Genomic DNA, 25,860 nt, shown 5'->3' with positions numbered 1-25,860 from the left:
ATGACCTCTTCTTCATGCATAGCGTTGCATGAAGCGTGTCTTTGTTTGATTAATTGCTTAATCGTTTTATTTCTTATTCGATGTCTTTAAATATCTTTGGATATTTATTTTCTCTTCTATATACAGTTTTCAAGGTACAAGTCTTTCTGACTGTTTACCAGTCATCAGGCACAAAAAAAATAATCTTCTTTGGTTTTTATGTCTGATCACTAGTAAACTTTGAGCATTGAGCACTTAACGAAATCATTTCAAACCTTGTGCAACAACACTTCATTATTCTTTTTTAAATCCGGCAGCCACCTACTCTCCCACACCGTCACCAGTGTAGTACCATCGGCCGCTTAAGTCTTAACCGTCGTGTTCGGGATGGGTACGGGTGTTTCCCCTAAACGCATCGCCACCGGAAGCTTTGAGCACTTAACGAGGTCCTTTCGAGTTTAGTGCGAAAGCTGTTCACTGCAACTTGGTGAGGTCCTTTCGAACCTAGTGCAGGGAACCTTTATGTTTTAAACAAGAACTTTTCACTCTTTTTTAAAACTTTTCCTCATTCTTATGCTGCTATTAAGTTTTTCTTAATAACTAAACAGTAATTACAACCCCTACTCTTCTCTTAGAAAGGAGGTGATCCAGCCGCACCTTCCGATACGGCTACCTTGTTACGACTTCACCCCAGTTATCGGCTCCACCTTCGGCAGCTCCCTCCTTACGGTTGGGTCACTGACTTCGGGCATTTCCAACTCCCATGGTGTGACGGGCGGTGTGTACAAGACCCGGGAACGTATTCACCGCGACATTCTGATTCGCGATTACTAGCGATTCCAGCTTCATGTAGTCGAGTTGCAGACTACAATCCGAACTGAGACGTTATTTTTGGGATTTGCTCCACCTCACAGCTTCGCTTCCCTTTGTTTACGCCATTGTAGCACGTGTGTAGCCCAAATCATAAGGGGCATGATGATTTGACGTCATCCCCGCCTTCCTCCGGGTTATCCCCGGCAGTCTCTCTAGAGTGCCCACCTTAAATGCTGGCTACTAAAGATAAGGGTTGCGCTCGTTGCGGGACTTAACCCAACATCTCACGACACGAGCTGACGACAACCATGCACCACCTGTCTCCTCTGTCCCGAAGGAAAGGACACGTTACTGTCCGGTCAGAGGGATGTCAAGATTTGGTAAGGTTCTTCGCGTTGCTTCGAATTAAACCACATGCTCCACCGCTTGTGCGGGTCCCCGTCAATTCCTTTGAGTTTCATTCTTGCGAACGTACTCCCCAGGTGGAATACTTATTGCGTTTGCTGCGGCACCGAAAAGCTTTAGCTTCCCGACACCTAGTATTCATCGTTTACGGCGTGGACTACCAGGGTATCTAATCCTGTTTGCTCCCCACGCTTTCGAGCCTCAGTGTCAGTTACAGTCCAGTAAGCCGCCTTCGCCACTGGTGTTCCTCCTAATATCTACGCATTTCACCGCTACACTAGGAATTCCACTTACCTCTCCTGCACTCTAGCTGCACAGTTTCCAATGCAGTCCCGGGGTTAAGCCCCGGGTTTTCACATCAGACTTGCACAGCCACCTACGCTCCCTTTACACCCAGTAAATCCGGATAACGCTTGCCCCCTACGTATTACCGCGGCTGCTGGCACGTAGTTAGCCGGGGCTTCTTAGTCAGGTACCGTCATTTTCTTTCCTGCTGATAGAAGTTTACATACCGAAATACTTCTTCCTTCACGCGGCGTTGCTGCATCAGGGTTTCCCCCATTGTGCAATATTCCCCACTGCTGCCTCCCGTAGGAGTTTGGGCCGTGTCTCAGTCCCAATGTGGCCGTTCACTCTCTCAAGCCGGCTACTGATCGTCGCCTTGGTGGGCCATTACCTCACCAACTAGCTAATCAGACGCGGGTCCATCTTATACCGATAAATCTTTTCCGTCCGTACCATGCGGTACTAGCGGGTTATGCGGTATTAGCAGTCATTTCTAACTGTTATCCCCCTGTATAAGGCAGGTTACCCACGCGTTACTCACCCGTCCGCCACTCAGTCATTTCCTCCTCCGAAGAGTTGAAAATGCTTCGTTCGACTTGCATGTGTTAAGCACGCCGCCAGCGTTCATCCTGAGCCAGGATCAAACTCTCAATAAAAGTTTATATCCTAACGTCAAAAAGCACTAGCTTTGCTATTTTTCCGTTAATTACTGTTTTTTTAGGTTGTATCATTAATGATACTGTTCTGAATTTTTCTCTTGGTTTTCTATTGAAAACCCTTGAATTTTCAGGGTTGTAATTACTGTTTAATTATCAAGGTTCTGTTTGTTTCTTTTGCCGCTCTCACAAGCGACTTATTTAGTTTACCATGCTTGTAATCTTTTGTCAACAACTTTTTGAATTTTTTTAATTTTTTATTTTATTCAAAAAATTTATTCATTTGTTTCAGAGTTACCATTTTTGCTGACAAAGGATATCTTAACAAAAACCTTCCCGCCTGTCAACCTATTTATAGTAGAAAGTTTTTATGTCAGATATCCTCAAATTGTGTGCCAATTTAATGCAATTCACCTGAATTTATATTGCTTGAATTGCTTCTCTTAGGTTCTCGGCTCCGATTATTTTAATCCCGGAGATATTCTTTACACTGTCCATGCAGACTTTCGGTATAATACATCTTGTAAAGCCAAGCTTCTTTGCTTCCATCACTCTCTGTTCTGCCATGCTTACAGAACGCACTTCCCCGCTTAAGCCTACTTCCCCGAATACAATTGTTTTCCCGTCAATCGCCTTATCCTGATAGCTGGAGGCAATTGCCATGAGAATCGCCAAGTCAATTGCCGGTTCATTCATTTTAATTCCGCCTGCAATATTAACATAGGCATCATAGGAGGACAAATGCAGTCCCACTCTTTTTTCCAAAACAGCCATCAGAAGATTAACGCGATTAAAATCCGTTCCAACAGCGGTTCTCCTCGGAAGTCCGAAATTCGTCTGGCAAACGAGTGCCTGTATCTCCACCAAAATGGGTCTTGTTCCTTCCATTGAACATGCAACCACGGAGCCTGATGCATTTTCAGGTCTTCCCTCCAGCATATATTCAGATGGATTCGTAACTTCTATCAAGCCCTTCTCCGCCATCTCAAACACACCGATTTCATTCGTGGAACCAAAACGATTTTTTACTCCTCTTAAAATACGGTATACTGCATGCCTATCCCCTTCAAAGTACAATACGGTATCCACCATATGCTCCAACACTCTCGGTCCTGCCACAACGCCTTCCTTTGTCACATGTCCGACAATAAAAATAGAAATACCGTTCCCTTTTGCCAACTGCATCAGTAAAGCTGTGGACTCCCTTACCTGCGAAACACTTCCGGGAGCGGATGAAATTTCTTCATTATACATAGTCTGAATGGAATCAATAATAACCACCTGAGGTTTTATCTTCCTGATAACCTCGCTTGCTACCGCCAAATTAGTTTCACATAAAATAAGCAAATCATCGGTAAACTGTCCAATTCTCTGTGCTCTCATCTTAATCTGCTTTAAGGATTCCTCACCGGAGATATAAAGCACGGATTTTTTCTGCATGGTCAGCATCTGGCACACCTGCAACAGCAGCGTAGACTTTCCGATACCCGGATCTCCGCCTACCAGCACTAAGGAGCCTTGTACAATACCGCCTCCAAGCACACGGTCTAACTCCTGCATTCCTGTTTTTATCCGCTCTTCCTCATTCGTCTCGATTTCCGATATCTTAGAAGGCTGTGAGGTCTCCCCCCTCTTCGTCTTGCTGCCTGTTCCCTTTGATACCGGTTCCTCGACAAGCGTGTTCCACTCTTTACATGCTGGGCACTGCCCCATCCATTTGCTTGTCTCATTTCCGCAGCTTTGACAGAAAAAAATTGTTGTTTTCCCCTTTGCCATAATGTTCTCCTTTTGAAAAATTCCTGCATAATATTTTCATATAGTAGGAATCTCGAAAGAATTTCCTACTATATGAATCAAGAATGTTACAGCCGGCTCATGCTCTATGCTGTAACACTCTTTTTTCTTACTATAAATATGCTTAGGCTTGTCCTTACAGTTTAATAATCTTTACCTTTGACTGCTCATCTTTATTAAGCTCAACGCTAAGTGCCAGCTTGCCGCCTAAGTTTGTTTTCATCTTGCCCACATTTGTATCATCGATAAATATCTTATATTCGGTATCTTCTGATAATTCCACTGTTATCTGAGCATCGTCCGCTCCTTCAACATAAAATTGAACTCCTGTCTCAGTTACTTCCATATGATTCACTGCGGTTCCCGGAACTGATTCGTATACAAACATTCCATTGCGTTCTAATTTCGTGATTTCATTGTAGGTCTTTACTTTGTATAAATCCCCCTGATGTTCAAAGTCCTGAAGTTTTGACTTGGTGTTTAATGTATAGTCTCCAAAACTGATGGTTCCGTCTGCTTCACTGCGTATTAACTCTTTAATAACCGCCATCGTATAGCCCTCCTATATGGCAACATAAATTTTTCGATTGTTCTGACTGATTCATTCCTTCAATCTTATTCTATTATATAATAAATCCTTACTTTTTGCTAGAAGTTTCTGCTTCGTTCACAGAAAATTCGACTTGCTTGTTTTTTATTCCAACTGCGACCTTATCTCCTGTCTTAATTGTACCGTTTAAAATCTCTTCCGCAAGCTTATCCTCGATTTTGCTCTGAATTGCACGTCTCAGCGGTCTCGCGCCATACTTTTCATCGTAGCTGCTCTCCGCAATAAACTTCTTAACCGAATCTCTTACGGTAAGTTCAATACTCATCTGATTCTTGCAGCGAACGATAAGCGTCTTAAGCATAATGTTCACAACCTTCTTCACATGCTCCTTGCTAAGAGAATGGAATACAATCGTCTCATCGATACGGTTTAAAAACTCAGGCTTAAAGGTCTGTTTCACCTCATCCATTACATTTTTCTTCATTGCTTCATAATTTTTCTTGTCATCATCGGCTGTGATAAAACCAAGTTTTTTCGGCTCAACAATCAAGCGTGCTCCGATATTGGAGGTCATAATGATAACCGCATTTTTAAAGCTTACTTTGCGCCCCTGTGAGTCGGTAATGTGGCCGTCGTCCAACACCTGAAGCAATACGTTAAACACATCCGGATGCGCCTTCTCCACCTCATCAAACAAAATAACGGAATATGGATTTCTTCTCACCTTTTCGCTTAGCTGTCCACCCTCGTCATAACCGACATAACCCGGAGGGGAGCCAATCATCTTGGAAACACTGTGCTTTTCCATATATTCTGACATATCAACTCGAATCATTGACTGCTCATCACCAAAGATTGCCTCTGCCAATGCCTTAGAAAGCTCCGTTTTACCGACACCCGTAGGTCCCAAAAACAGGAACGAGCCAATCGGACGATTCGGGTCCTTTAATCCTACTCTTCCGCGCTTGATTGCTCTTGAAACTGCATTTACTGCATCCTCCTGACCGATAACGCGCTTATGAAGAATGGTCTCCAGACGTCTTAAACGCTCCGTCTCCTCCTCTGCAAGCTTGCTTACCGGTATCTTCGTCCAGTCAGAAACAATGCCCGCCACTTCATTTTCTCCTACTACAAGACGTTTATCTCGCAGGTTCTTTTCCAGCTTATGCTTAATCTTATCAAGCTTTGCCTTTTCTTCTTTCTGCTTATCACTTATCTCGGCAGCCTTGTTAAAGTCCTCTGCTTTGATTAATTCTTCCTTAAACTGTTCCAGTTCCTTGATATGTTCCTCAAGCTCCGATACACTGTCTGGTATTTTCGTACCGCTTAATCTCAGTTTGGATGCAGCCTCATCAATGATATCGATTGCCTTGTCCGGTAAAAAGCGGTCGTTGATATAGCGATCGGACATCCTTGCAGCCGCTTCAATTCCTTCATCTGTAATTTCCACATGATGATGGTCTTCATATTCTGCACGCAGTCCCTTTAATATTTCAATCGTCTCATCAACGGATGGCTCTTCCACGACAACCGGCTGGAAACGTCTCTCTAAAGCCGCATCCTTCTCGACATACTTGCGGTATTCTTCAATGGTCGTTGCGCCAATCAGTTGGATTTCTCCTCTTGCAAGGGAAGGCTTTAAAATATTGGAGGCGTCAATCGCACCTTCGGCTCCTCCCGCTCCGATTATCGTGTGAATCTCATCGATAAACAAAAGGATATTGCCTGCCTCTTTTACTTCGGAAAGTATCTTTTTGATTCTCTCCTCAAATTCTCCTCTGTATTTAGAACCTGCTACCACGCCTGACAAATCAAGCGTTACAAGTCTTTTATCCTTTACCGTATCCGGCAGCAATCCGGCTACCATGCGGGAGGCGAGTCCCTCTGCAATCGCGGTTTTGCCGACTCCCGGCTCACCGATTAGGCACGGATTATTTTTTCCTCTTCGGCTTAAAATTTGTACTACTCTTGCAATTTCCTTCTCTCTGCCGATTACCGGGTCAAGCTGCCCGTTTTTCGCCAGTTCCGTCAAATCTCTGCTGTACTGGTTCAAGGTAGGTGTATCTAACTTTGTCTTTTTCTTAATCGGTTTTCCGTTTTGGAATTCTTCTTTGTAAAGACTTCCGTCCTCTCCCATTGCCACCAGAATCTCAACATAAATTTTCTGCATATTTGCCCCCAGTGTCGTAAGCAGTCTTGCTCCTACACTGTCCGTCTCTTTTATAATGGCAATTAAAATATGCTCGGTTCCTATTTTATCGGAACGAAACCGTTTTGCTTCCTTTTCACTATTTTCCAGTACTTTGAGAGATCTCGGCGTATAACCCTCTCTCTCCAAAATCATCGTATTGTCAGCGGAAGGGGCTATCAATTGCTCAATCAAATCAAGCAATGAATGAACCTCTATATTGCTGCTTTGTAATACCTGTGCCGCTACACCGGAGTTCTCTTTCAAAAGTCCTACCAGTATATGTTCTGTTCCTATATAACCATGCTTCAACTGCTTTGCCGTCTTTTTCGCCAGCTCAAGTGCGGTCGCAGCCTTTTTCGTATATTTATCCTGCATATAACGTCCTCCGTCTAAAAATATTCGTTAAAAATCTCGTCTATCAGCTCATGTACCTCACTGCGTGTAATGTTTTTACAACAGCCTTTTGCCAACAGTACATTCAAATCCTTCTTCATCTCTTCCAGTGCCTTTATCTTATCACAGCTCAAAGCAATCATCGCACCGTTTCGTCTATCCAGCGTAATAAAGCCTTCCTGTTTTAATACCGAATACGCTTTGTTTACCGTATGCATATTAATTCCAATATTGTCTGCCAGCTGCCTGACCGATGGCAGTGTTTCACCCTCCTGAATTTTAGAAGTTGCAATTCCGATTATTATTTGGTTTCTTAGCTGAATGTATAATGCTTCCTCACTGTTAAAATCAATTTCAATAAACACCGTTTCACCTTCTTAAGTATTGTTAGTATTTTATCTGTTATATATATAGTAGCACACTATGAAATATTTGCAATACTTTTTTATTAAAATAGACATTGTCATTTTCTTGACAATGTCTATTTTTACAATCACTATAATATAGGAAATTTGCGCAAAATATATTCTATTTTATAAGCACTCACCGTTTGTTTCGATAACTTTCTTATACCAATCAAAGGAGGCTTTCTTAGAACGCTTAAGGGTACCGTTTCCTTCATTGTCCTTATCTACATAGATAAAGCCATAGCGCTTCTTCATTTCTCCTGTGCTGGCACTTACAAGATCAATACAGCCCCAAGGGGTGTAGCCTAACAGTTCCACGCCATCCTCATTTACTGCATCTATCATCGCCTCAATGTGTGCCTTCAAATATTCAATACGATATACATCGTTTATATTACCATTCTCATCCGGAATATCCACTGCTCCCAGACCGTTTTCCACAATAAACAGAGGCTTTTGGTATCTGTCGTAGAGGGAATTCATTGTAATTCTAAGACCAAGTGGGTCGATCTGCCAGCCCCATTCACTCGCCTTCAAATATGGATTTTTCAGTGTTGCAAATACGTTGCCCTCTGTTTTGCTGTTCACCTCAGGGTCAGCACTGGTCAGACGGGAAGCGTAATAAGAGAAGGAAATGAAATCTACTGTATTATTCTTCAAAATCGCCTCATCTTCGTCTTGCATTTTGATTGTAAGTCCGTTTTTCTCAAACATCTTCTTGGCATAGTTTGGGTATTCTCCTCTCGACTGAACATCGATGAAGAAATAATTTTCTCTGTCCTTTTGCATAGACTCCCAAACATCCTCCGGCGCACAGGTGTTGGCATAGGTATTTCCCGCAGCCAGCATACAGCCGATTTTGAAATCAGGATTGATTTCATGTCCAAGCTTTGTCACAAGAGCACTTGCTACCAGTTCATGGTGTGCCGCCTGATATTTCACCTGCTCCTTGTTGTCACCCTCTTCAAACAGAACACCTGCTCCCATAAACGGAAGGTGAAGGAGCATATTAATCTCATTAAAGGTGAGCCAGTATTTTACTTTATCTTTATAGCGTCTGAAGATTGCATCGCAGTATGCCACATAATAGTCAATCATCTTGCGATTTTTCCATGCACCGATTGTCTTGATTAAATGCATCGGAGCATCGAAGTGGCAAATTGTTACAAGTGGCTCAATACCATATTTGAGGCACTCATCAAATATATTTTCATAGAACTTTAAGCCCTCTTCATTCGGCCCCTTTTCATCACCGTTTGGAAAAATTCTGCTCCAAGCGATGGAGAGACGATAGCATTTAAAGCCCATCTCTGCAAACAGAGCAATGTCCTCCTTATAATGGTGGTACATATCAATCGCTTCATGGCCCGGATAATAGTGAGCATCATCACATTCCAGCATTCTAAGCTCACCTAATGCAACCGGAAAGCGATCCTTTCCTGCCGGAACCACGTCGACGTTTGCAAGACCTCTTCCGCCTTCCTTGTAACCGCCTTCACATTGGTTTGCCGCCGTTGCTCCTCCCCATAAAAATCCTTCGGGTAATCCCTTTCTACTCATCTATTTAACACCTTTTGTAACTGTTTCGTACCTTCACTGTTACACCTTTCTTTATTGTTATAAAATCTATGCTGCAAATAACTTGATTTGCAGCATAGACTTTGTTGTCTTTTGACTAAAATAATGTTTAAAGCAATGTGATAATCTCTTCACCAACTTTTGCTTCTTTTTTATCTGTCGGGATTACATCTGTGTAGTCCGCTGTATTTGTTACTATAATAGGGGATACAATCGAATAACCCTCTGCTTTTATTTTATCAATATCAAATTCTACAAGCACATCGCCTTTTTTTACCACACTGCCTTGCTCCACTTTTTTTGTAAAGCCTTCGCCGTTTAACTTCACGGTATCTAAACCGATGTGAACTAACAACTCCGCACCGTCATCTGAGAGAAGTCCTACCGCATGACCGGTTGGGAATATGGTAATAACGCTTCCGTTAAAAGGTGCATATACCTTTCCTTCTGAAGGGATAATTGCAAGTCCCTGTCCAAGTGCATTTGAAGCAAATGCATCATCTTCTACCTGACTCAATTCAATAATCTCACCATTTAAAGGGGAGGTAACTATTTCATTCTTTGCTGAGCTTGAAGAAATATTTTTTGTTTCTGTTTTTGTCGGTGCATCATCCTTATACATAATGAATGCCAAAACAAATGCAATTACCATCGCTGCCGCTAAACCGATAAGAACCCAGATTAAGCTGTAAATGCTGTTTGTTGCAGGGTCAATATAGTTCGGAAGACCAAATAATCCAAGTCCGCCCAAAATATATCCTTTGGCACCGGAGAAACCGATGATACCGCCACCAACCGCTGCACCGATACAGGAAATTACGAATGGCTTTTTCTTCGGAAGAGTTACACCGTAAATACAAGGCTCTGTTACACCAAACATACCTGAAATAAATGCAGGTATTGCAATACTCTTAAGCTTTTGATCCTTTGTTCTCAAAATAATTGCAAGTACTACCATTGACTGTGCGAAGGATGCTGCAAAAACAGTAGTTAATATAGCGTCATATCCATATGTTGAAAGATTTAAAATTGCAATCGGAACTAAGCCCCAGTGTAATCCGAAGATAACGAACACCTGCCATGCTCCGCCAAGTAACGTACCGGCAACCAAACCACCCACAACAGGAATTTCAAACAATGCGCCAAACAGAGCTCCGATTAAGTTGCTTAATATAGTTGCAATCGGTCCTACAACAAGGTAAGTAGCAGGAATCATAATAGCGAGTACCAAAACAGGAACAATAAACACCTTAACTACATCCGGAATGATTTTTTTCAGTCTCTTCTCAAGCCATGCTGCGCATACAACCGCAAGAAGGATTGGAATTACGGATGAAGGATAACCGCTTGCCGGCATGATAACCGGAAGTCCGAAGAAGGTTGTATGCCAGTTCATCGCAAATGCAGTTCCTGCAAAAACACTTCCTACCACATCTGTCGCTGCAATACTAACCATTGACGGATAAACAAGTGCGATACCAAGCGCCATACCGGTAAACTCATTCATCTTAAACTTCTTAGCTGCTGTGTATCCTAAGATAATCGGCAGGTAGTAGAAGAAACCATCCGCTACCGTGTACCAAATCATGTATGCACCGGAAGTTGTTACATCAACTCCTGAGCGTGAAGCAATAAACGCCCATAGTGCCAATAAACCTTTTATAATACCGGCTGCAGCCAAAACGCCCAATGTAGGAGAGAACACACCGGAAATGATATCAATAAATCGAGCTCCGACGCTCATCTTCTCGCCGCCTGACGGTTGCTCCTCAGCGGAAGACGCGCCTGTAATATGTCCTACCTCGCAAACAGTCTGATAAACATCAGGAACGTGATTGCCGATAACGACTTGATATTGTCCGCCGCTTTGAATTACGGTTACAATGCCGTCCGTGTTCTTTAAAATATCTGTATTTGCTTTACTTTCATCTTTTAATTTAAACCTAAGTCTCGTGATACAGTGGGTCAAACTGATAATGTTTGATTTTCCACCAACGTTTTGAATAATGATTCTTGCTAATCCATCATACTTATTCATTTTCGTATCCTCCTAGTATTGTAGTTTTTAGTTTGTTGTCTGAATCTCAACGGTGAAACTAGTAAACCGGCTTTGGATTCCCCGGGAAATAGAAAAACCCAAACCAAATTCAAGTATACGCGCGTACTACCTAAATTTGATTTGGGTTTTGCCTCCCTAAAAGTAACAATCCGCAAACCTTTTTCATATTCACTATAGACATAGTGTACATCTTATTTTTGTTTTTGTCAATATGAATTTGTAACTTTGTATGTTTTTCATGAATTTTAGGCGTCTCATTTGTATTTTTTGCCTAAATCCCTGTTTTTATTCCTACCAAAAGTTGCAAATTCTTTCGGCATTACGCCTTTTTGTTCCCATGAAACGTACAGGTCGCTTTTACGCCGTCCAGCCAGCCCTCATAGAGCTCTTTTCTCTTTCCTTCATCCATAGAAGGCTCAAACAACCTGTCTATTCTATAATGGTCACTTACTTCCTCTTTATTTTTCCAGAAGCCAACCGCAAGCCCCGCAAGATAAGCCGCTCCGAGAGCGGTCGTCTCATTTATAACAGGACGTTCCACCACAGTATCTAAAATGTCGCTTTGAAACTGCATCAAAACATTATTCTTGACTGCGCCACCATCCACCTTCAGCTTCTTCAATTCAATTCCACTGTCCTTGGACATAGCAATGATGAGGTCCTTTGTCTGATAAGCAAGAGAATCAAGCGTCGCTCTGACCAGATGCGCTTTTGTCGTTCCTCTTGTAAGCCCAAATATAGCTCCCCTCGCCTTGTCATTCCAATACGGAGCACCCAGACCTACAAACGCGGGCACAACGTAAACACCGTCACTGTCCTCAACTTTTGCTGCTACTGCCTCACTTTCTTCTGCCGTGGTCAGCATTTCCAAACCGTCACGAAGCCATTGAATTGCGCTTCCCGCCGAAAAAATGCTTCCTTCCAAGGCATATTCCACCTTGCCGTCAATGCCCCATGCAATCGTTGTTAAAAGTCCATACTTTGATTCAATCGGCTCCTCACCTGTATTCATGAGAAGAAAGCAACCTGTTCCATAAGTATTTTTCACCATTCCCGGCTCAAAGCATGCCTGTCCAAATAAAGCCGCCTGCTGATCCCCCGCAATACCTGCAATCGGAATCTTTTCCCCAAAAAAATGATAAGGTGCCGTATAGGCATATATATGAGAGGACGGCATGACCTTAGGAAGCATTGTTCTTGGAATTTTAAACAACTCCAATAACTCCTCATCCCACTGCAAATCATAAATATTAAACAACAGGGTTCTGGAGGCATTGGAGTAATCTGTCACATGGCAGCGGTCACCGGAGAGCTTCCATATAATCCAAGAATCGATTGTTCCAAATAACAGCTCGCCCTTTTCTGCCCGCTCTCTCGCACCTTCAACATGGTCCAGTATCCATTTTACCTTTGTTCCCGAAAAATATGGATCAATCACAAGCCCCGTCTTTTTATGAATCAATTCTTCCAAGCCTTTGCTTTTTAACTCATCACAAATAGCCGTAGTCTGCCTGGACTGCCAGACGATGGCGTTATAAATCGGCACACCTGTCTTTTTGTCCCAGACTACGACGGTTTCTCTTTGGTTTGTTATTCCGATGCCGCTGATTTGCTCAGGCCTGATACCCGAGCTGGTTATCGCATCCATAATTGTAAACATGACACTAATCCAAATTTCATTCGCATCCTGCTCTACCCAGCCAGCCTTCGGGAAAATCTGGGTAAATTCCTTTTGGGAACTCGCAGCAATGTTCGTCTCCTTATCAAAAAGAATCGCTCTGCTGCTTGTCGTTCCCTGATCAATTGCCAAAATATACTTTTGCTTATTCATTGGGTAACCCAACCTTGTAAATTTATTTTGATCAAAACACAACAGTTCAGCCATGTCATTCATAATGTGCCAGAATATGCTAAGTATCTTACTAATGATTGGCACATTATGAATGACATGGCGTCCGCCTTATAGAAATGATTATATAAAATGTCCTTAGAGTGCAAGCACTCACGGCCGTTTTATATAATCATTTCTGCATGGCTAAACTGTTATCTCAAATTAATTTCACGCACTCTCTTGCGCACTTCCAGTACCATACTTGGAGAAACGCTGAGTTCGTCGATGCCCATCTTCAAAAATTCTTCTGTCAATGTGGTATCTGCTCCCAATTCACCGCAGATTCCAATCCATTTTCCCTCTGCATGAGCATTGTCGGCTGCCATCTTAATCATTCTGAGAACAGCCTTGTGATGTGCGTTGTAAAACGGCTCTAACTTCTGATTCTGACGATCAATCGCCAATGTATACTGAGTCAAATCATTTGTTCCAACACTAAAGAAATCCACTTCCTTTGCCAACTCATCGCTGACCATAACCGAAGCAGGTGTCTCAATCATAATACCGATTTCCACATCCTCTTTAAACGGAATTTTTTCCTGTCTCAGCTCATCTAACACTTCTTTGATAATTTCCTTTACCTTCAGCACTTCTTCCACTGAAATAATCATCGGAAACATAATTGAGATATTTCCGAATGCAGCCGCACGGTATAACGCTCTAAGCTGTGTTTTGAAAATATCCTGTCTTGTCAGGCAAATTCTGATTGCACGATAGCCGAGTGCCGGGTTCTCCTCTTTGTCGAGGTTAAAATAATCCACCTGCTTATCGGCTCCGATATCAAGCGTACGGATAATTACCTTTTTACCCGCCATATTTTCCGCTACTGTCTTATATGCGATAAATTGCTGCTCCTCTGTCGGATAATCACTGTTTTCCAAATATAAAAATTCACTTCGAAACAGACCGATACCTCTCGCATCATTCTTCAATACGTTTCCGACATCGGCAGAGTTTCCGATATTGGCAAAAATCTTGATCTTTGTTCCGTCAAGTGTGATATCTTCTTTATCCTTCAATTGCTGTAACAGTTCTTTTCGCTCCAATGCTTCTTTTTGCTTCTTCTGCATTGCCGCCATTGTCGCTTCATCCGGTTCAATATAAACCTTTCCGGCAAAGCCATCCACGATAGCAAATTTGCCGTCCATCGACTCCGAAAGACTGTCCCCAAGCCCTATAATAGCCGGAATCCCCATACTTCTTGCCAAGATGGCGGTGTGGGAGTTGGCAGAGCCGTGCTGCATAATAAAGCCTAATACCTTCTCCTTATCAAGCTGTATCGTCTCACTCGGAACAAGGTCGTCTGCTGCAATAATTACTTTTTCTTCTAAAACTTGAACGCCGTCTTCTGCATTGGTGAGAACCTTAAGAACTCTTTCTGACACATCCTTTACGTCAGCAGCTCTTCCCTGCATATAAGCGTCATCCATCGCCCGGAACATGGCAGAAAAATTATCTGCCGTTGCTCCTACTGCGTATTCTGCGTTGACCTTTTGAGCGGTAATAATATTTTCGATAGATTCACAGTAATCCAAATCCTCAAGCATGAGCTGATGAATTTCAAAGATAGCTGCATTCGCCTCTCCTACATCCTCAAGTGCTTTTTCATAAAGCTCTTTCAATTGGTTCTTAGCCTCATCCCTCGCTTCTTCAAAGCGTCCGATTTCCGCCTCTGTATCTTCTATCTTATATCTTTTTATAACGCTTTCTTTTCGTTTGTAGAATGATATTGTTCCCATACAAACATCATTAAAAACGCTCTTTCCCTCTAATACCGTCATCGATTTATTTCCTTTTCCTCTTAAAGATTTGCTTTAAAGAACTGTTCTAATGCAGCAATTGCTTCGCCTTCATCTGCTCCGTCTACCTCTACAGTCACTTCATCACCTTTTTTGATTGCCATTCCCATAATACCGAAAATTCTCTTTGCATCTCCGCTTTTTCCGTTTGACTTCAAATTAACTGCTGACTGGAACTTACCAGCTTCCTTTACTAATAAACCTGCCGGTCTTGCGTGAATTCCTAACTCATCTTTGATTACATACTTAAAATTTTTCATAATTTTCTTCCTTCCTTTTTGCGTGTTTTTATTTTTTATTCTATCAGTGATTTGCCGTTTGTGGCAATTACTTCTTTGTACCAATCGAATGATTTTTTCTTATATCTCTCTAAGGTACCTGTTCCATCATCGTTTCTGTCAACATAGATGAAACCATATCTCTTTTTCAGCTCTGCTGTGGACGCACTTACCAAATCAATGCAGCCCCATGTGGTATAGCCCATCAGTTCCACACCATCTTCAATTGCTTCTGCAACCTGAACCAAATGGTCATTTAGATATTGAATACGATAGTCATCTTCCACTGTCTTGTTTCCGTTTTCATCTTCCACAAGCTTATCTACAGCTCCCAGTCCGTTTTCCACAATAAACAGCGGTTTTTCATATCTATCATATAAAGTATTCAATATATATCTTAACCCTTTTGGATCAATTTGCCAACCCCATTCGCTGGCTTTTAGGTGCGGATTTGGCACTCCGCCCATGATATTTCCCTGTCCTGCCTTTGCAGAAGGGTCTGTACTCTCGCAAATACTCATATAGTAGCTAAAGGATATGAAATCCACCGTATTTTTCAGGATTTCCTCATCTCCCGGCTCCATTTTAATCTGGATATTCTGTTCTTTAAACAAACGCTTTGCATATGACGGATATTTTCCTCTTACCTGTACGTCACTGAACAAAAGGTTCTCTCTGTCTCTCTCCAATGTCTTTAGGACGTCTTCCGGCTTAGGACTCATCGGATATACCGGCATCCCAAGCACCATACAGCCTATTTTGGCATCCGGCATAATTTCATGTCCAAGCTTGGTTACAAGCGCACTTGCTACCAGTTCATGGTGAATTGCCTGATACAAATCTGACATGGAAAGCTTTTCTTTCTCTGTGTATATCGCGCCGCTCATAAACGGTGCATGTACAATTGAATTAATTTCATTGAATGTCAGCCAGTATTTTACCTTATCCTTATATCTCGTAAAAATAGTTCTTGCATAGGTTTCATAAAAACCGATAAGGCGTCTGTCTCTCCAGCCGTCATATTTCTTTGCAAGATTCAGCGGCGTCTCATAATGCGATATCGTAACGAGCGGCTCAATTCCGTATTTTAGACATTCATCAAATAAATTGTCGTAAAACTCCAATCCTTTTTCATTTGGCTCAGCATCGTCGCCGTTCGGAAAAATTCTGGACCATGCGATTGAGGTTCTAAACACCTTAAAGCCCATCTCAGCAAACAGCTTGATGTCTTCTTTATAGCGATGATAAAAATCGATACCTACAAGTTTCATGTTATCCTCAGTCGGTTCGGGTGTAATTAATCCTCCTATTCCTCCCTTCGGAGTAACATCCTGAAGACTCAGCCCTTTTCCATCTTCAAGGTAGGCACCCTCACATTGGTTTGCAGCTACTGCACCGCCCCACAAAAATCCTTCCGGAAAATCTTTTACCATATTTTCTCCTTCTTTCTATCTTTTATTTTATTCAGATAAGCCCATGTTTCTTAAAGCTGTTGTAAATTCCGTTATCTTTTACCGAGTCTGTCACCTCATCAGCGTACTCTTTTAAATAATCCCATGCATTTCCCATCGCAATTCCGACTTCGGCAAACTTCAGCATTTCCACATCATTTGCCCCGTCTCCGAGGGCGATTACACTCTCCTTAGTTTTACCGTAATATCCTAAAACTTTCTGTATTCCGGTTGATTTATTAATATTTTTATCGGATATCTCCCCGCTGTTCTCTCCAAAACCTCCTATGCTGTTCGGCAATATGAGAAAGTGCTCCTTCAGCCTTTCCTGCATAATCTCAATATCAAGCGGCGCCCTAAAGTACAAAACTTTATTGACATTCTTGATATCATGAATATTTTCCACCGCGTGCATCAGGCTTACAAACTCTTCGGCAGCCCCGTTTTTTGCCATATTGCTTCTCTTAAATATTTTTTCAAGCTCTTCTTTATCCTCTTTTTTCAGATAAACGCCCTTTGTCGTCTCCAATAAAAATGCAATATTATTTTCCTCCAGATAGCCTATCAGCTCCTTGAGTGCCTCTTCCTCTATACTTTTATGAAACACAACCTCGTCGCCGCATTCCACATATGCGCCTGCCGAGCCTACCATTCCATCAAAGCCGATTGCAAAAATAGAAGGGTAAACCTCACTTTTTGCCCTGCCGGTACATATAAAAATCTTATGACCATTTTTTCTTGCGGTCTGAATTGCCGTTATGGCTGACTGCGGAACCGTTCCGTCTACGTCGCAGAGCGTTCCGTCCACATCTATAAAAATGATTCGTTCCATTCTTCTGCCTCCTTGTCTAGAAAAAAACCTAGACTTATCACATAACATATAAGCCTAGGTCTTGCCTGCATTACCAGTAACAACCCTAATTGGTTGACGTTATTCTTTTTAGGTGGACGGTCAGATAGACCAATTCCTCCTCCGGAACTTGCATTTTAAATTCCGTCTCAATATACTTTTTTATCTTTTCTGCACACTTATAGTCTTCATAATACTGATTCTTAATCATCTCATAAAATTCTTCATCATGTCCCGCGTTCGCACGATTTGTGATAATACGCTGGGAAAAGAACTTCAGGTGTGTGATAAATCTCTCATAATTAAGAGAGTCTTCATCAATTTCCATCTGATAATTATATTTGATAATCTTTAGAACACCTTGAATCAGTTTCGTGATATCAATCGTATACGGCATATCTGTTCCGAATTCCGCATTGACAAAGTGCATGGCAATCGATGCTGCCTCATCACTCGGAAGCTCTATATCAAGTCTTTCCTTTATAATCTCAAGTGCCTTCTTGCCCACCGCATATTCCTGAACATAAAACTTCTTAATTTCCCACAAAAGGGCATTATTAAAATTAAGTCCCTGCTTATAGCGCTCAATGGCAAAATTAATATGATCTGTCAGCGTGATGTAAATACTCTTATTCAGCTTTTTTGTTATCGCTGTCTTCGAATATGTAATAATCTCATCCGTAACCTGTATATTTTCGAGGGGAACATCCGCCAGCACGCTTTGCAGGTGTGCCGTCTCCGCCTCGGTGTCCATTCTGAAAACTTTTTCAACCTTGGCATCCTCTATCGTTTCACCGATTTTCCGCCCAAAGCCAAGACCTCTTCCCATTACAATGATTTCTCGGTCTTTGTTATCAAAGGAACTTACTATGTTATTATTAATAATTTTCTCAATTTTCATTCTGCCATCATTTCCTATCATTATATTCATAATAAGCGTGACGCCAATTGCTTAAAAAAATAAACCACACAAAATTAGAACAATCCCTTTGAAAATGTTCAAATCTGTTGGTTTCGCCTGCATTACCAGTAACAATCCTAATCTTATTAATAATATATAAATAAAGCAAATTCTTTATAGGACTTATGATACCATACTGTCTTATTATTGTCAAAGTTGTTTGTTCTTTTCGTCATTTTAATTAAACTTGGCCTGTTAATTTTGTGTAATATTACAACAAAACAGGAAGTCGGCATGTCAAATGCTGGTATGCCGGCTTCCTACTTTTTATTTTTGCTTTTATTTCTTAATCTTGACCGCTTTTACCGAACTGTATTTTCCATAAATCTTATTTCCTGAAGCATCCGTCTTATACGCTCTAACCTTTACATAGTAGGTAGAGCCTTTGATGAGCTTTTTGATTGTTGTACTCTTGCTCTTTGACTGCACAGTTGTCACATTCTTGGTGAATTTCTTATCCGTCGCGTAAACAAACTCATATCCCTTTGCCTTGCTTACCGCATCCGCTGTCATCTTCATCTTTCCTTTGCCGGAATTGGTGAGGCTCTTCAAGCTTGCCTTGCCAACGGTTATTTTCTCCCATTTTGCATAAACTGTGACTGCTTTCTTTGTGCCTTTCTTAATCTGGGTTATCTTTGTCTTAAACTTTCCGTCTGTATACCAGCCTTTAAACACATATCCTTTCTTGGCAGGAGTTTGAAGTTTCACTGCCTTATTTCCTGCAAAACCGGAAGGGTTTTTGGCATTGTTGGTGCCGCCGTTTAGCTTATAGGTAATCTTATAGCCTACTGTTATTTTGCAGGACGCATAAGTACCGCTTCCATCCGATGCAGTAGCTGTGATTGTCACGGTTCCCCGCTTCTTTCCTGTCACAACACCGTTCTGGCTGACCGTCGCTATTTTGCTGTCGGAGGAGGACCAGAGCACTGCCCTGTTCGCTGCATTTTCAGGGGTCACGGTGGCGGTCAGCGTGTTGCTTGTATCGACACCGATGACGGACGCCTGCCCTTTGATTGTAATTTTGCTTACTAAAATGGCTTTCCACTTTGCATAAAGAATGGTATTTGCCTGCACCTTATCGCTTTGGAAATTCCATTTAGTCGTAAGCGAAGTTTCCTTATACCAACCCTCGAAGATATAGCCTGCTCTGGTCGGATTAGTCGGCTCCGTTATTAATTTTCCTGCTTCAACGGTCTGCGCTGCAACTTCGCTTCCGCCGTTTGTACGAAAGTTGATTGTGAATTTTTCCACAGGAGTAACCGGGTCGGTTGGATCAGTTGGATCTTCACCCTCTGCCAGACGAATTACAATAGAACAGCATCTTGAGATAACACTCTCGTCAAAGGCAATATTTAATTGTCCGTCTGCCACATCAACCTCATAGATACCCACATTATACTCATTTTTAGCATTCTTTACGGAAACCGCAACACTTCCCTCCAGCGTTGCTCTTACCTCGCTTGAGCCGGTATTCGTACCGCCTGTTATCTCAACAATATAGTGCCCGTTTTCCATATCAACATTAAAGGTTCGTCCTGCCGGAAGTACAAAATCGTTGTATACCAATACCGAAAGCGGATAGGTTTCAAAAAAGTGAGTATAGCCTTCCGTTCTGCCCTCAATCTTTTCCGTGCCGTCTCCTGCAAAACCGTAGCCTTTTTCCTTTGAATATAAAATGCCAAGCTCCTTGGAGGTTTTTGTTCCGTTCTTGGCATTCACGGTAACCCCTGTCCAGCCCTCGTAAACCTTTGCCGCATCAATACCAAAATCGAATTTGTAGAGTGCTTTGTATTTCACAACACGGGCAAGTAGGGAAACCCCGTAATCGTCCGCATTTCCTTTAATTGTAATAACGCCCTCCTTGCTCGTATCCAAGTTTGAAGTGTTCCAGCTTATCGCTGCCGCTCCTGTAGCGCCGCTCGCATATTTTGCGGTGACGGTTGCCGGCAAATCAGCAGCTTTTATTTCGCTGTTTACTAAAACCTCAATCGGCTCCAGCACTCCGGTTATCTCTGTCACGTAATCATTTACAATAATGACTTTGATCGTAATTTCAAGATTTGTTTGCTCTTCCAACTCCGCAGTCAAAGTGTACGTTCCAAGCGTGTTGTTATCCAATTCTCCGTTCCACTTTGCCACATTGACTGTCTTTTTGCTTCCATTTAAATAAGTCAATTCCACTGTTTCAGGGAGTATCACGGTTTTGCCGATTACAGATTTAATATTTGCAATCGGCGTGTAGCCTGTCACTGTATTTTCAACAATTTGAAGTGTCACGTCGATTACTTGGCTATAACCGGAAACAGAAGCCTTAACGGTGTAACTTCCCGGCGTGGAGAGGTCAACTGCAGAAACATCCCAGCTAACCCTCGCTGTTGTTTCCTTATCATTTTGGTCAATCACTGCAACAGAAGCAGGAAGGAGGTCTGCAACCGTCTGTCCTTCTTTAAGTTCTGTATTTGCCGCAATAGGCTCCAGTATAATCTCTTTTACTGTTTTTATGTCAACCAGTGTATCTGTTGCCACTACCTGAGATAAAAATGATGTCTTGTCATTCACAATCGCAGCAATTTTATAAGAATAGTTCGTTCCTCCCGAAACCTTCGTATCCTTATATACATACATAAGACTATCGCCCGAGGTGCCTTCCTTCGCTGTAAGGTCGTCATTTAAAATCGTGGCGATAAGCGAATAGTTTTCACTGTCTCCCTCCGCTCGATATACCTCATAGCCTTGGATTTCATTTCCATAGGTTCCGTCATTTGCAGGTGTGAAGTTCAACGTTATGGAAGTTTTCGTTGTCTCTTCCACGGAAAGCTGTGCCGTAACAAGGTTCTCGGAAAGCAGATAGCTTAGTTTTGGCATCTGATTATATGCCACATTCTCCCATGCAACGCCCTCGCGGTATGCCAGATTTTCTGTGAGGCAAGGAACTACATAATCGGTCTGTATTGTCGTCGTATAAACTCGTATCCTGCTGTTATCCGCGGAACACCGCAGTATCATTTCCTCGCGCCAGTCTCCGAGAATATCAGCAATCAGACCTGCATTTCCCTTTGTTCCGTTGGAGGTATAAACCTGATCTGATTCAAAAACCAGTTTCTCCGTTCCATTCCCGTAATCCCAGTCTGCAACAGTGGTCGTAAGGGGAACATATGCCGCTTCATTGAAGGTATGATCAAATATTTCGGACAGTAAATCTCCGTCCCAAAAAATAGTATCATTTGACGCCGGGGAATTTATCGCAGTTGTCACAATATTTCCGATTGTTGATAAAGTTGAATAAACTCCTCCTTCCTTAGAATTCCAAGCCGGTTTATCAGAAGAAGAGTAATTCGGCCCTGCAATAGACCAAAATTCTGCCCCCAAGTAAGTTGGGTCGATATCGCCTGCCGCGCCTCGTCCGGTATCTTTACCTACATAGTAACCCATCAGCACCTCTCCGGTCTTCGCATCATGTATTTCCACATGATAAGGGACCTCGGCGTGTTCATGCACCTCCATAATCTCAAGTCCTTCATTCCAGCTTACCCAGTCAGAGACATGCATCGCATCGCCATGTCCAAGCTTGGTCGTATAAGCCAGCGTTCCGTCATGGTCGATAAGAAGGGAACCGTAAACAATTTCGTCTTTCCCGTCACCGTCTACATCATTGACGCTCAGATTGTGGAAACCCTGCGCCTCGATATCATCTGCCGCATACTCATCAAGCAAATTGTTGGAATCAAACTTCCAGTAGATATCCAGTGTATCACCGAATCCGTCATTGTTCGTATCCAGCAGGCAATATGCAGTCAGCGTTGTCCTACTGTAGTATCCTCTGCAAAATACTGCCGCCGGAGTCTGTCCATCCAAATATGCAACGGCTGACAAAAAGCGATCTACACGGTTTCCGTAAGAGTCCTTCCACGCTGAGACATCGCCCCTCTCCGGAATATAATCAGTCGTATCCAGAATACTTCCATCATCATCAAACATAGTCAGGTACTCCGGTCCGTTCAAAATATAGCCGGAGGAATTTCTATAATCATTTGCACTGCTGATTGTATCAGTCGGCAGAGCATCCGAATTGCATTCTCCGACATAGCCTGCCTCTGTAAGTCCCGCGTCCGTACCGTCACTGCTGATATAAGCAGTCGTGCCGTCCGCCGTCTTTGCTGCAAGCTCTGCCTTTCCGTCTCCGTCAAAATCCCATACCTGAAACTGTGTGTAATGTGCACCTGAACGTATATTAATGCCGAAATCAATCCGATACAAAAGCTTGACTTCACCTGTTGCCATATCAATATCATAGGCATCTATAAAGGTTTTTCCGGTATATCCTGAATTGGCATTATCCTGTGCATTCGACGGATACCATTTGACAAACAGCTCATAATCCCCGTCTCCGTCAGCATCGCCGATTGACATGTCATTTGCTGTATAGGTACAGGTCTTTCCGTTCGGCATCGTCTCATCTGCCGGCTTATATAGCTGCAGTTCAAGATACTGGTTATCCCAAACCTGTGTATCCTTCACCTGTAAACCACCGTTTCCAAGTGCGTCGTCATTGCTTCCGACTACGCGGTATGTATCACCTGCGCTTCCGCCCTCATCTACAAGATTCGTAATTTTTACATCGGTCGCTATCGCAGTGTCATTTCGGTAAACGGTAAAAGTTGTCGTAAGGTTATGATCACTGTCAAAATCCTCATCAAAAGCTCTCCAGCTTACATAGACTCCTTTGGTATACTCCTTCCCCTCATTATCGGTTGCAGAAAGGGATGTGTCTGCCCCTGCATTTCCGGCTAGATTTACCGCTACCAAGCCTCTGTCGGTCAACGTCTCCGGTTCTGACGGCACCAGTTCACCTTCCGTCGGCGTGTCCGATAACGATGTTACTTCCATACCGTTAATATAAGGGTTGGTTCCCCCAATTCCAATGGTTAGCTGTCCATCACTTACATTCACAATCGTTGTCAGACTCTCCAATGATTGTCTGGCTGAAATTGTACCGATGGCACTGCCTTCCGCTGTGTAGCTTGCCTTGATGGTACTCGTGCCTGACAATAAGTCTCCGGCATAAATGGTCACTTCGTAATCTCCGTTTGGAACATCAAGTGCAAACTCGGACTCTCCAAGGCAGAAATCATCCGCCATTCTTGAAGAATCTGCATTTCCATTGTTCGAGCGTAGTCTTCCTGCTTTTGCAGGAGGGGTTATAAAACCGTATCCTGTGTCTGTCGAATACAATGTCTTTTCCGTTATCTCTGTCCAGCCCTCCATCACGTAGGAGCTGCTTGCTATTCCAAAGTCATATCGGTATGCAGGTGTCTTTGTTGTGACAGTTAGCTTATCCGATAACTCACCCTGCCCCAATGCATTAAAGCCTGCAACTGCGTATACATAGGTTTTTCCCCCTTCACAGGAAGAATCGGTATAGGTGTTTTTAGAGCTTACGGAATATTTTTTTACCTCGGAAAAATCAACATCATCGGCCGTTTCGCCTTTTTCAAGCTCTGCGCGGTATATGTAGTAGAGTTCGGCGCTGTCTGCCGCTGTCCAGCTCATAGAAACACTGGAAGATCCGACTGTCTTTTTCGTCAAATCAGATGGCTTTGCCGGTTTTTCCGATGGAAGTGTCAGATCAACATAAGCTGCCAGTTCACCAAGCATTTCATTATCCTTAATCCCGCCTGCCAAACATTGTGCAAATTTATATGCGCCATATTGCTGTAAATGGGTTGCATCGGATGAACCGCTTGGATATGTATCATATTCTCCGGCTGCAAGCCAGAGAAACAAGGACTTTGCCCCTTCAATTCCAAAAGAGTTGCAAAGATCGATTGTGAGCTGTGACAAATCGATCAAAGGAATGTTTTGTTCCTCTGCAATCTTCTTCATCACATTTCGATATGCCTCAAAGTCGCACACGAAGGTGTCTAGTTCACCGCTTGCGGTCGTCTTATAGCTGAGTCTCGCAATTGGAGTAACTAATACACAGGTTGCTCCCCTTTGTGCCGCTCCATCCACATAATACTGAATCCACTGTTCAAAATCCTCAGAGGAAACCCAGCGGTTCGGCCTTGAATATGTCGCATCATTATGTCCCCACTGCACAAACAGATAATCTCCCGGCTTGATATCCTCCAGCAAATCATCGAGTTTTCCCTCCTCGATAAAGGACTTGGAGCTTCTTCCGCCGATTGCTCTGTTTTCAATTATCACATTCTCGGTCTCATAAACCTGACTCTGGCTATAATCACAATTTTCAGCCTCCCGCTCTTCTACGAATGTGCCAAAAAAGTTGACCAGCTCCTGTCCCCATCCTGTTTTGGGATATTCATAGGTTTCGTAGGTCTGAACGGTTGAATCGGAAGCAAGATATATAGTCGGCTTATTTCCTGCCTCATTTTCCAGCTTTTCAAGACTTATGCTCTTTACATACACCGTTTTTGTCTCGGCATCTGCCTCCGTTGTGGCAGTGCTTGTTCCTAAAAATTTCAGGTTGAGCACGTCATCAACCAGGCAGGAGACAAACTCAACTGCCTCTGTTTCGCCTGCTGCCACTGTAATGCCGCTCTTCTTGGTAATATCCTCTGCTTCAACGCATGCCGCTATTTCGCTGTCAGTCGGATTCGCCAATTCGACGATTACCTTATAGTTTGCCGGCTCCAGATTAAAATCCAGACTAGATGTATTTTCATAGGTGAATACACCATATCCGGTGCTTTCGGTCTCGGTCCATGCCTTACTGGATATCGCCGTATAATCACTTCCATCCTCAACAAAGGAGGCTGTGCTCTGCTCAACCAGGCTTGTTCTCGGATAATAGATACCGCTTACCCAGCCTTTCGCTTCGTCAGGATAGGTCACATCGCTAAAGCCATAACCCGCCTCGTCACTAAAAAGAGTTTCTGACGAAATATCTTTGGAAGTGCCAAAGTAGTAAGTTTTCTCCTCCGCAAGCACCCTTCCATCTGCATCTTTCTTAAGACTGGTCTCTTTTTCCTCGCTGATTGCAGCGTCAGTCTCTTTTGTATCTATATCAGCTTCTGTATCAGCTGTCTCATCTGTATTTTGGCTTTCATCAGACTCACCAGCTTCTGCCTGTGTTTCGTCTGTCTCCTCTATTACGTTCTCTTCCGTTTCAGTTTTGACACCATCCTCCTCTGTTTCATTCTCCCCTGTCTCAGTTAGAGTGCCATCTGTCTCTGTCGCGTTAATCCCCACGCTTTCCCTTGCCGCTTCATTCGCATACGCAGCCACGTTGAGCACTGATAAGTTAGTTGATACTAACGCCAAAATCAGCACCGAAACCAGCATACGCTTTAAGCAGCAATAAATCTTTTTCCTTTTGGGCATAATTAAGAATCCCTCTCCTCTCCAAATATTTTTACACTTGAAGCATACGCACCTTTTATTTCCTGTACAACAATCATTTTTGATACCGCCTATCACTTTTAATTTTGTTATTTTCGCTTGCTTTTCTTCTATATAAAAAGGTGTAGGATTGAGACGAGTTCTTTTTTATTCTTTTA

13 protein-coding genes and 2 rRNA genes are annotated in these 25,860 nt (G+C 42.8%); all 15 read right to left on the bottom strand.

The annotated features are described in order from the left end of the window. Positions 1 to 287: 287 nt before the first annotated feature. The 15 genes from rrf to CTY48_RS19380 all read right to left on the bottom strand — a co-directional run bounded on the left by rrf (position 288) and on the right by CTY48_RS19380 (position 25,684). Positions 288 to 405 (bottom strand): 5S ribosomal RNA (rrf, locus tag CTY48_RS19450). A 209-nt stretch (positions 406 to 614) separates the two neighbouring features. After that, positions 615 to 2,138, bottom strand: a 16S ribosomal RNA gene (locus tag CTY48_RS19445). A 420-nt stretch (positions 2,139 to 2,558) separates the two neighbouring features. Next, positions 2,559 to 3,914: a DNA repair protein RadA gene (radA, locus tag CTY48_RS19440; protein ID WP_099470080.1), complete on the bottom strand. Its 1,356-nt coding sequence runs from the start codon at positions 3,912 to 3,914 to the stop codon at positions 2,559 to 2,561. 154 nt (positions 3,915 to 4,068) lie between these two features. Continuing rightward, the gene (locus CTY48_RS19435) at positions 4,069 to 4,482 is read right to left on the bottom strand and encodes an endosialidase (protein WP_099470079.1); all 414 of its coding nucleotides are present in this window, start codon (positions 4,480 to 4,482) and stop codon (positions 4,069 to 4,071) included. 88 nt (positions 4,483 to 4,570) lie between these two features. Then, positions 4,571 to 7,048 carry an ATP-dependent Clp protease ATP-binding subunit gene (locus tag CTY48_RS19430; protein WP_099470078.1) on the bottom strand — a complete coding sequence of 826 codons (2,478 nt, stop codon included), beginning with the start codon at positions 7,046 to 7,048 and terminating at the stop codon, positions 4,571 to 4,573. A 14-nt stretch (positions 7,049 to 7,062) separates the two neighbouring features. Further along, positions 7,063 to 7,431 carry a GntR family transcriptional regulator gene (locus tag CTY48_RS19425; RefSeq protein ID WP_099470077.1) on the bottom strand — a complete coding sequence of 123 codons (369 nt, stop codon included), beginning with the start codon at positions 7,429 to 7,431 and terminating at the stop codon, positions 7,063 to 7,065. A gap of 168 nt (positions 7,432 to 7,599) precedes the next feature. Next, positions 7,600 to 9,033, bottom strand: a complete 1,434-nt coding sequence (locus tag CTY48_RS19420) for a 6-phospho-beta-glucosidase (protein ID WP_099470076.1) — start codon at positions 9,031 to 9,033, stop codon at positions 7,600 to 7,602. Positions 9,034 to 9,160: 127 nt separating this feature from the next. Further along, the gene (locus tag CTY48_RS19415) at positions 9,161 to 11,089 is read right to left on the bottom strand and encodes a beta-glucoside-specific PTS transporter subunit IIABC (RefSeq protein WP_099470075.1); all 1,929 of its coding nucleotides are present in this window, start codon (positions 11,087 to 11,089) and stop codon (positions 9,161 to 9,163) included. Positions 11,090 to 11,429: 340 nt separating this feature from the next. Further along, entirely contained in the window at positions 11,430 to 12,941 is a 1,512-nt protein-coding gene (gene glpK, locus CTY48_RS19410) for a glycerol kinase GlpK (RefSeq protein WP_099470074.1), read from the bottom strand. Between the two features lie 212 nt (positions 12,942 to 13,153). Beyond that, complete coding sequence (ptsP, locus tag CTY48_RS19405) at positions 13,154 to 14,782, bottom strand: phosphoenolpyruvate--protein phosphotransferase (RefSeq protein ID WP_099470073.1); 1,629 nt, start codon at positions 14,780 to 14,782, stop codon at positions 13,154 to 13,156. A 20-nt stretch (positions 14,783 to 14,802) separates the two neighbouring features. Further along, positions 14,803 to 15,060: an HPr family phosphocarrier protein gene (locus tag CTY48_RS19400; protein ID WP_099470072.1), complete on the bottom strand. Its 258-nt coding sequence runs from the start codon at positions 15,058 to 15,060 to the stop codon at positions 14,803 to 14,805. A gap of 35 nt (positions 15,061 to 15,095) precedes the next feature. Beyond that, entirely contained in the window at positions 15,096 to 16,511 is a 1,416-nt protein-coding gene (locus tag CTY48_RS19395) for a glycoside hydrolase family 1 protein (RefSeq protein WP_099470071.1), read from the bottom strand. Between the two features lie 31 nt (positions 16,512 to 16,542). Beyond that, positions 16,543 to 17,361 carry an HAD family hydrolase gene (locus CTY48_RS19390; RefSeq protein ID WP_180272790.1) on the bottom strand — a complete coding sequence of 273 codons (819 nt, stop codon included), beginning with the start codon at positions 17,359 to 17,361 and terminating at the stop codon, positions 16,543 to 16,545. Between the two features lie 85 nt (positions 17,362 to 17,446). Next, entirely contained in the window at positions 17,447 to 18,310 is an 864-nt protein-coding gene (gene licT, locus CTY48_RS19385; RefSeq protein WP_328587816.1) for a BglG family transcription antiterminator LicT, read from the bottom strand. A 309-nt stretch (positions 18,311 to 18,619) separates the two neighbouring features. Beyond that, positions 18,620 to 25,684: a rhamnogalacturonan lyase family protein gene (locus CTY48_RS19380; protein ID WP_099470068.1), complete on the bottom strand. Its 7,065-nt coding sequence runs from the start codon at positions 25,682 to 25,684 to the stop codon at positions 18,620 to 18,622. Positions 25,685 to 25,860: the final 176 nt, after the last annotated feature.

Source organism: Konateibacter massiliensis (assembly GCF_900184995.1).
Lineage (GTDB): Bacteria > Bacillota > Clostridia > Lachnospirales > Lachnospiraceae > Lachnotalea > Lachnotalea massiliensis.
This window is presented reverse-complemented; position numbering and strand designations above follow the sequence as displayed.

Bases quoted from the DNA above. Each gene is read 5' to 3' on its own strand.
- radA (WP_099470080.1), bottom strand. From the start codon at position 3,914: ATGGCAAAGGGGAAAACAACAATTTTTTTCTGTCAAAGCTGCGGAAAT.
- CTY48_RS19435 (WP_099470079.1), bottom strand. From the start codon at position 4,482: ATGGCGGTTATTAAAGAGTTAATACGCAGTGAAGCAGACGGAACCATC.
- CTY48_RS19430 (WP_099470078.1), bottom strand. From the start codon at position 7,048: ATGCAGGATAAATATACGAAAAAGGCTGCGACCGCACTTGAGCTGGCG.
- CTY48_RS19420 (WP_099470076.1), bottom strand. From the start codon at position 9,033: ATGAGTAGAAAGGGATTACCCGAAGGATTTTTATGGGGAGGAGCAACG.
- CTY48_RS19415 (WP_099470075.1), bottom strand. From the start codon at position 11,089: ATGAATAAGTATGATGGATTAGCAAGAATCATTATTCAAAACGTTGGT.
- glpK (WP_099470074.1), bottom strand. From the start codon at position 12,941: ATGAATAAGCAAAAGTATATTTTGGCAATTGATCAGGGAACGACAAGC.
- ptsP (WP_099470073.1), bottom strand. From the start codon at position 14,782: ATGACGGTATTAGAGGGAAAGAGCGTTTTTAATGATGTTTGTATGGGA.
- CTY48_RS19400 (WP_099470072.1), bottom strand. From the start codon at position 15,060: ATGAAAAATTTTAAGTATGTAATCAAAGATGAGTTAGGAATTCACGCA.
- CTY48_RS19395 (WP_099470071.1), bottom strand. From the start codon at position 16,511: ATGGTAAAAGATTTTCCGGAAGGATTTTTGTGGGGCGGTGCAGTAGCT.
- CTY48_RS19390 (WP_180272790.1), bottom strand. From the start codon at position 17,361: ATGGAACGAATCATTTTTATAGATGTGGACGGAACGCTCTGCGACGTA.
- licT (WP_328587816.1), bottom strand. From the start codon at position 18,310: ATGAATATAATGATAGGAAATGATGGCAGAATGAAAATTGAGAAAATT.
- CTY48_RS19380 (WP_099470068.1), bottom strand. From the start codon at position 25,684: ATGCCCAAAAGGAAAAAGATTTATTGCTGCTTAAAGCGTATGCTGGTT.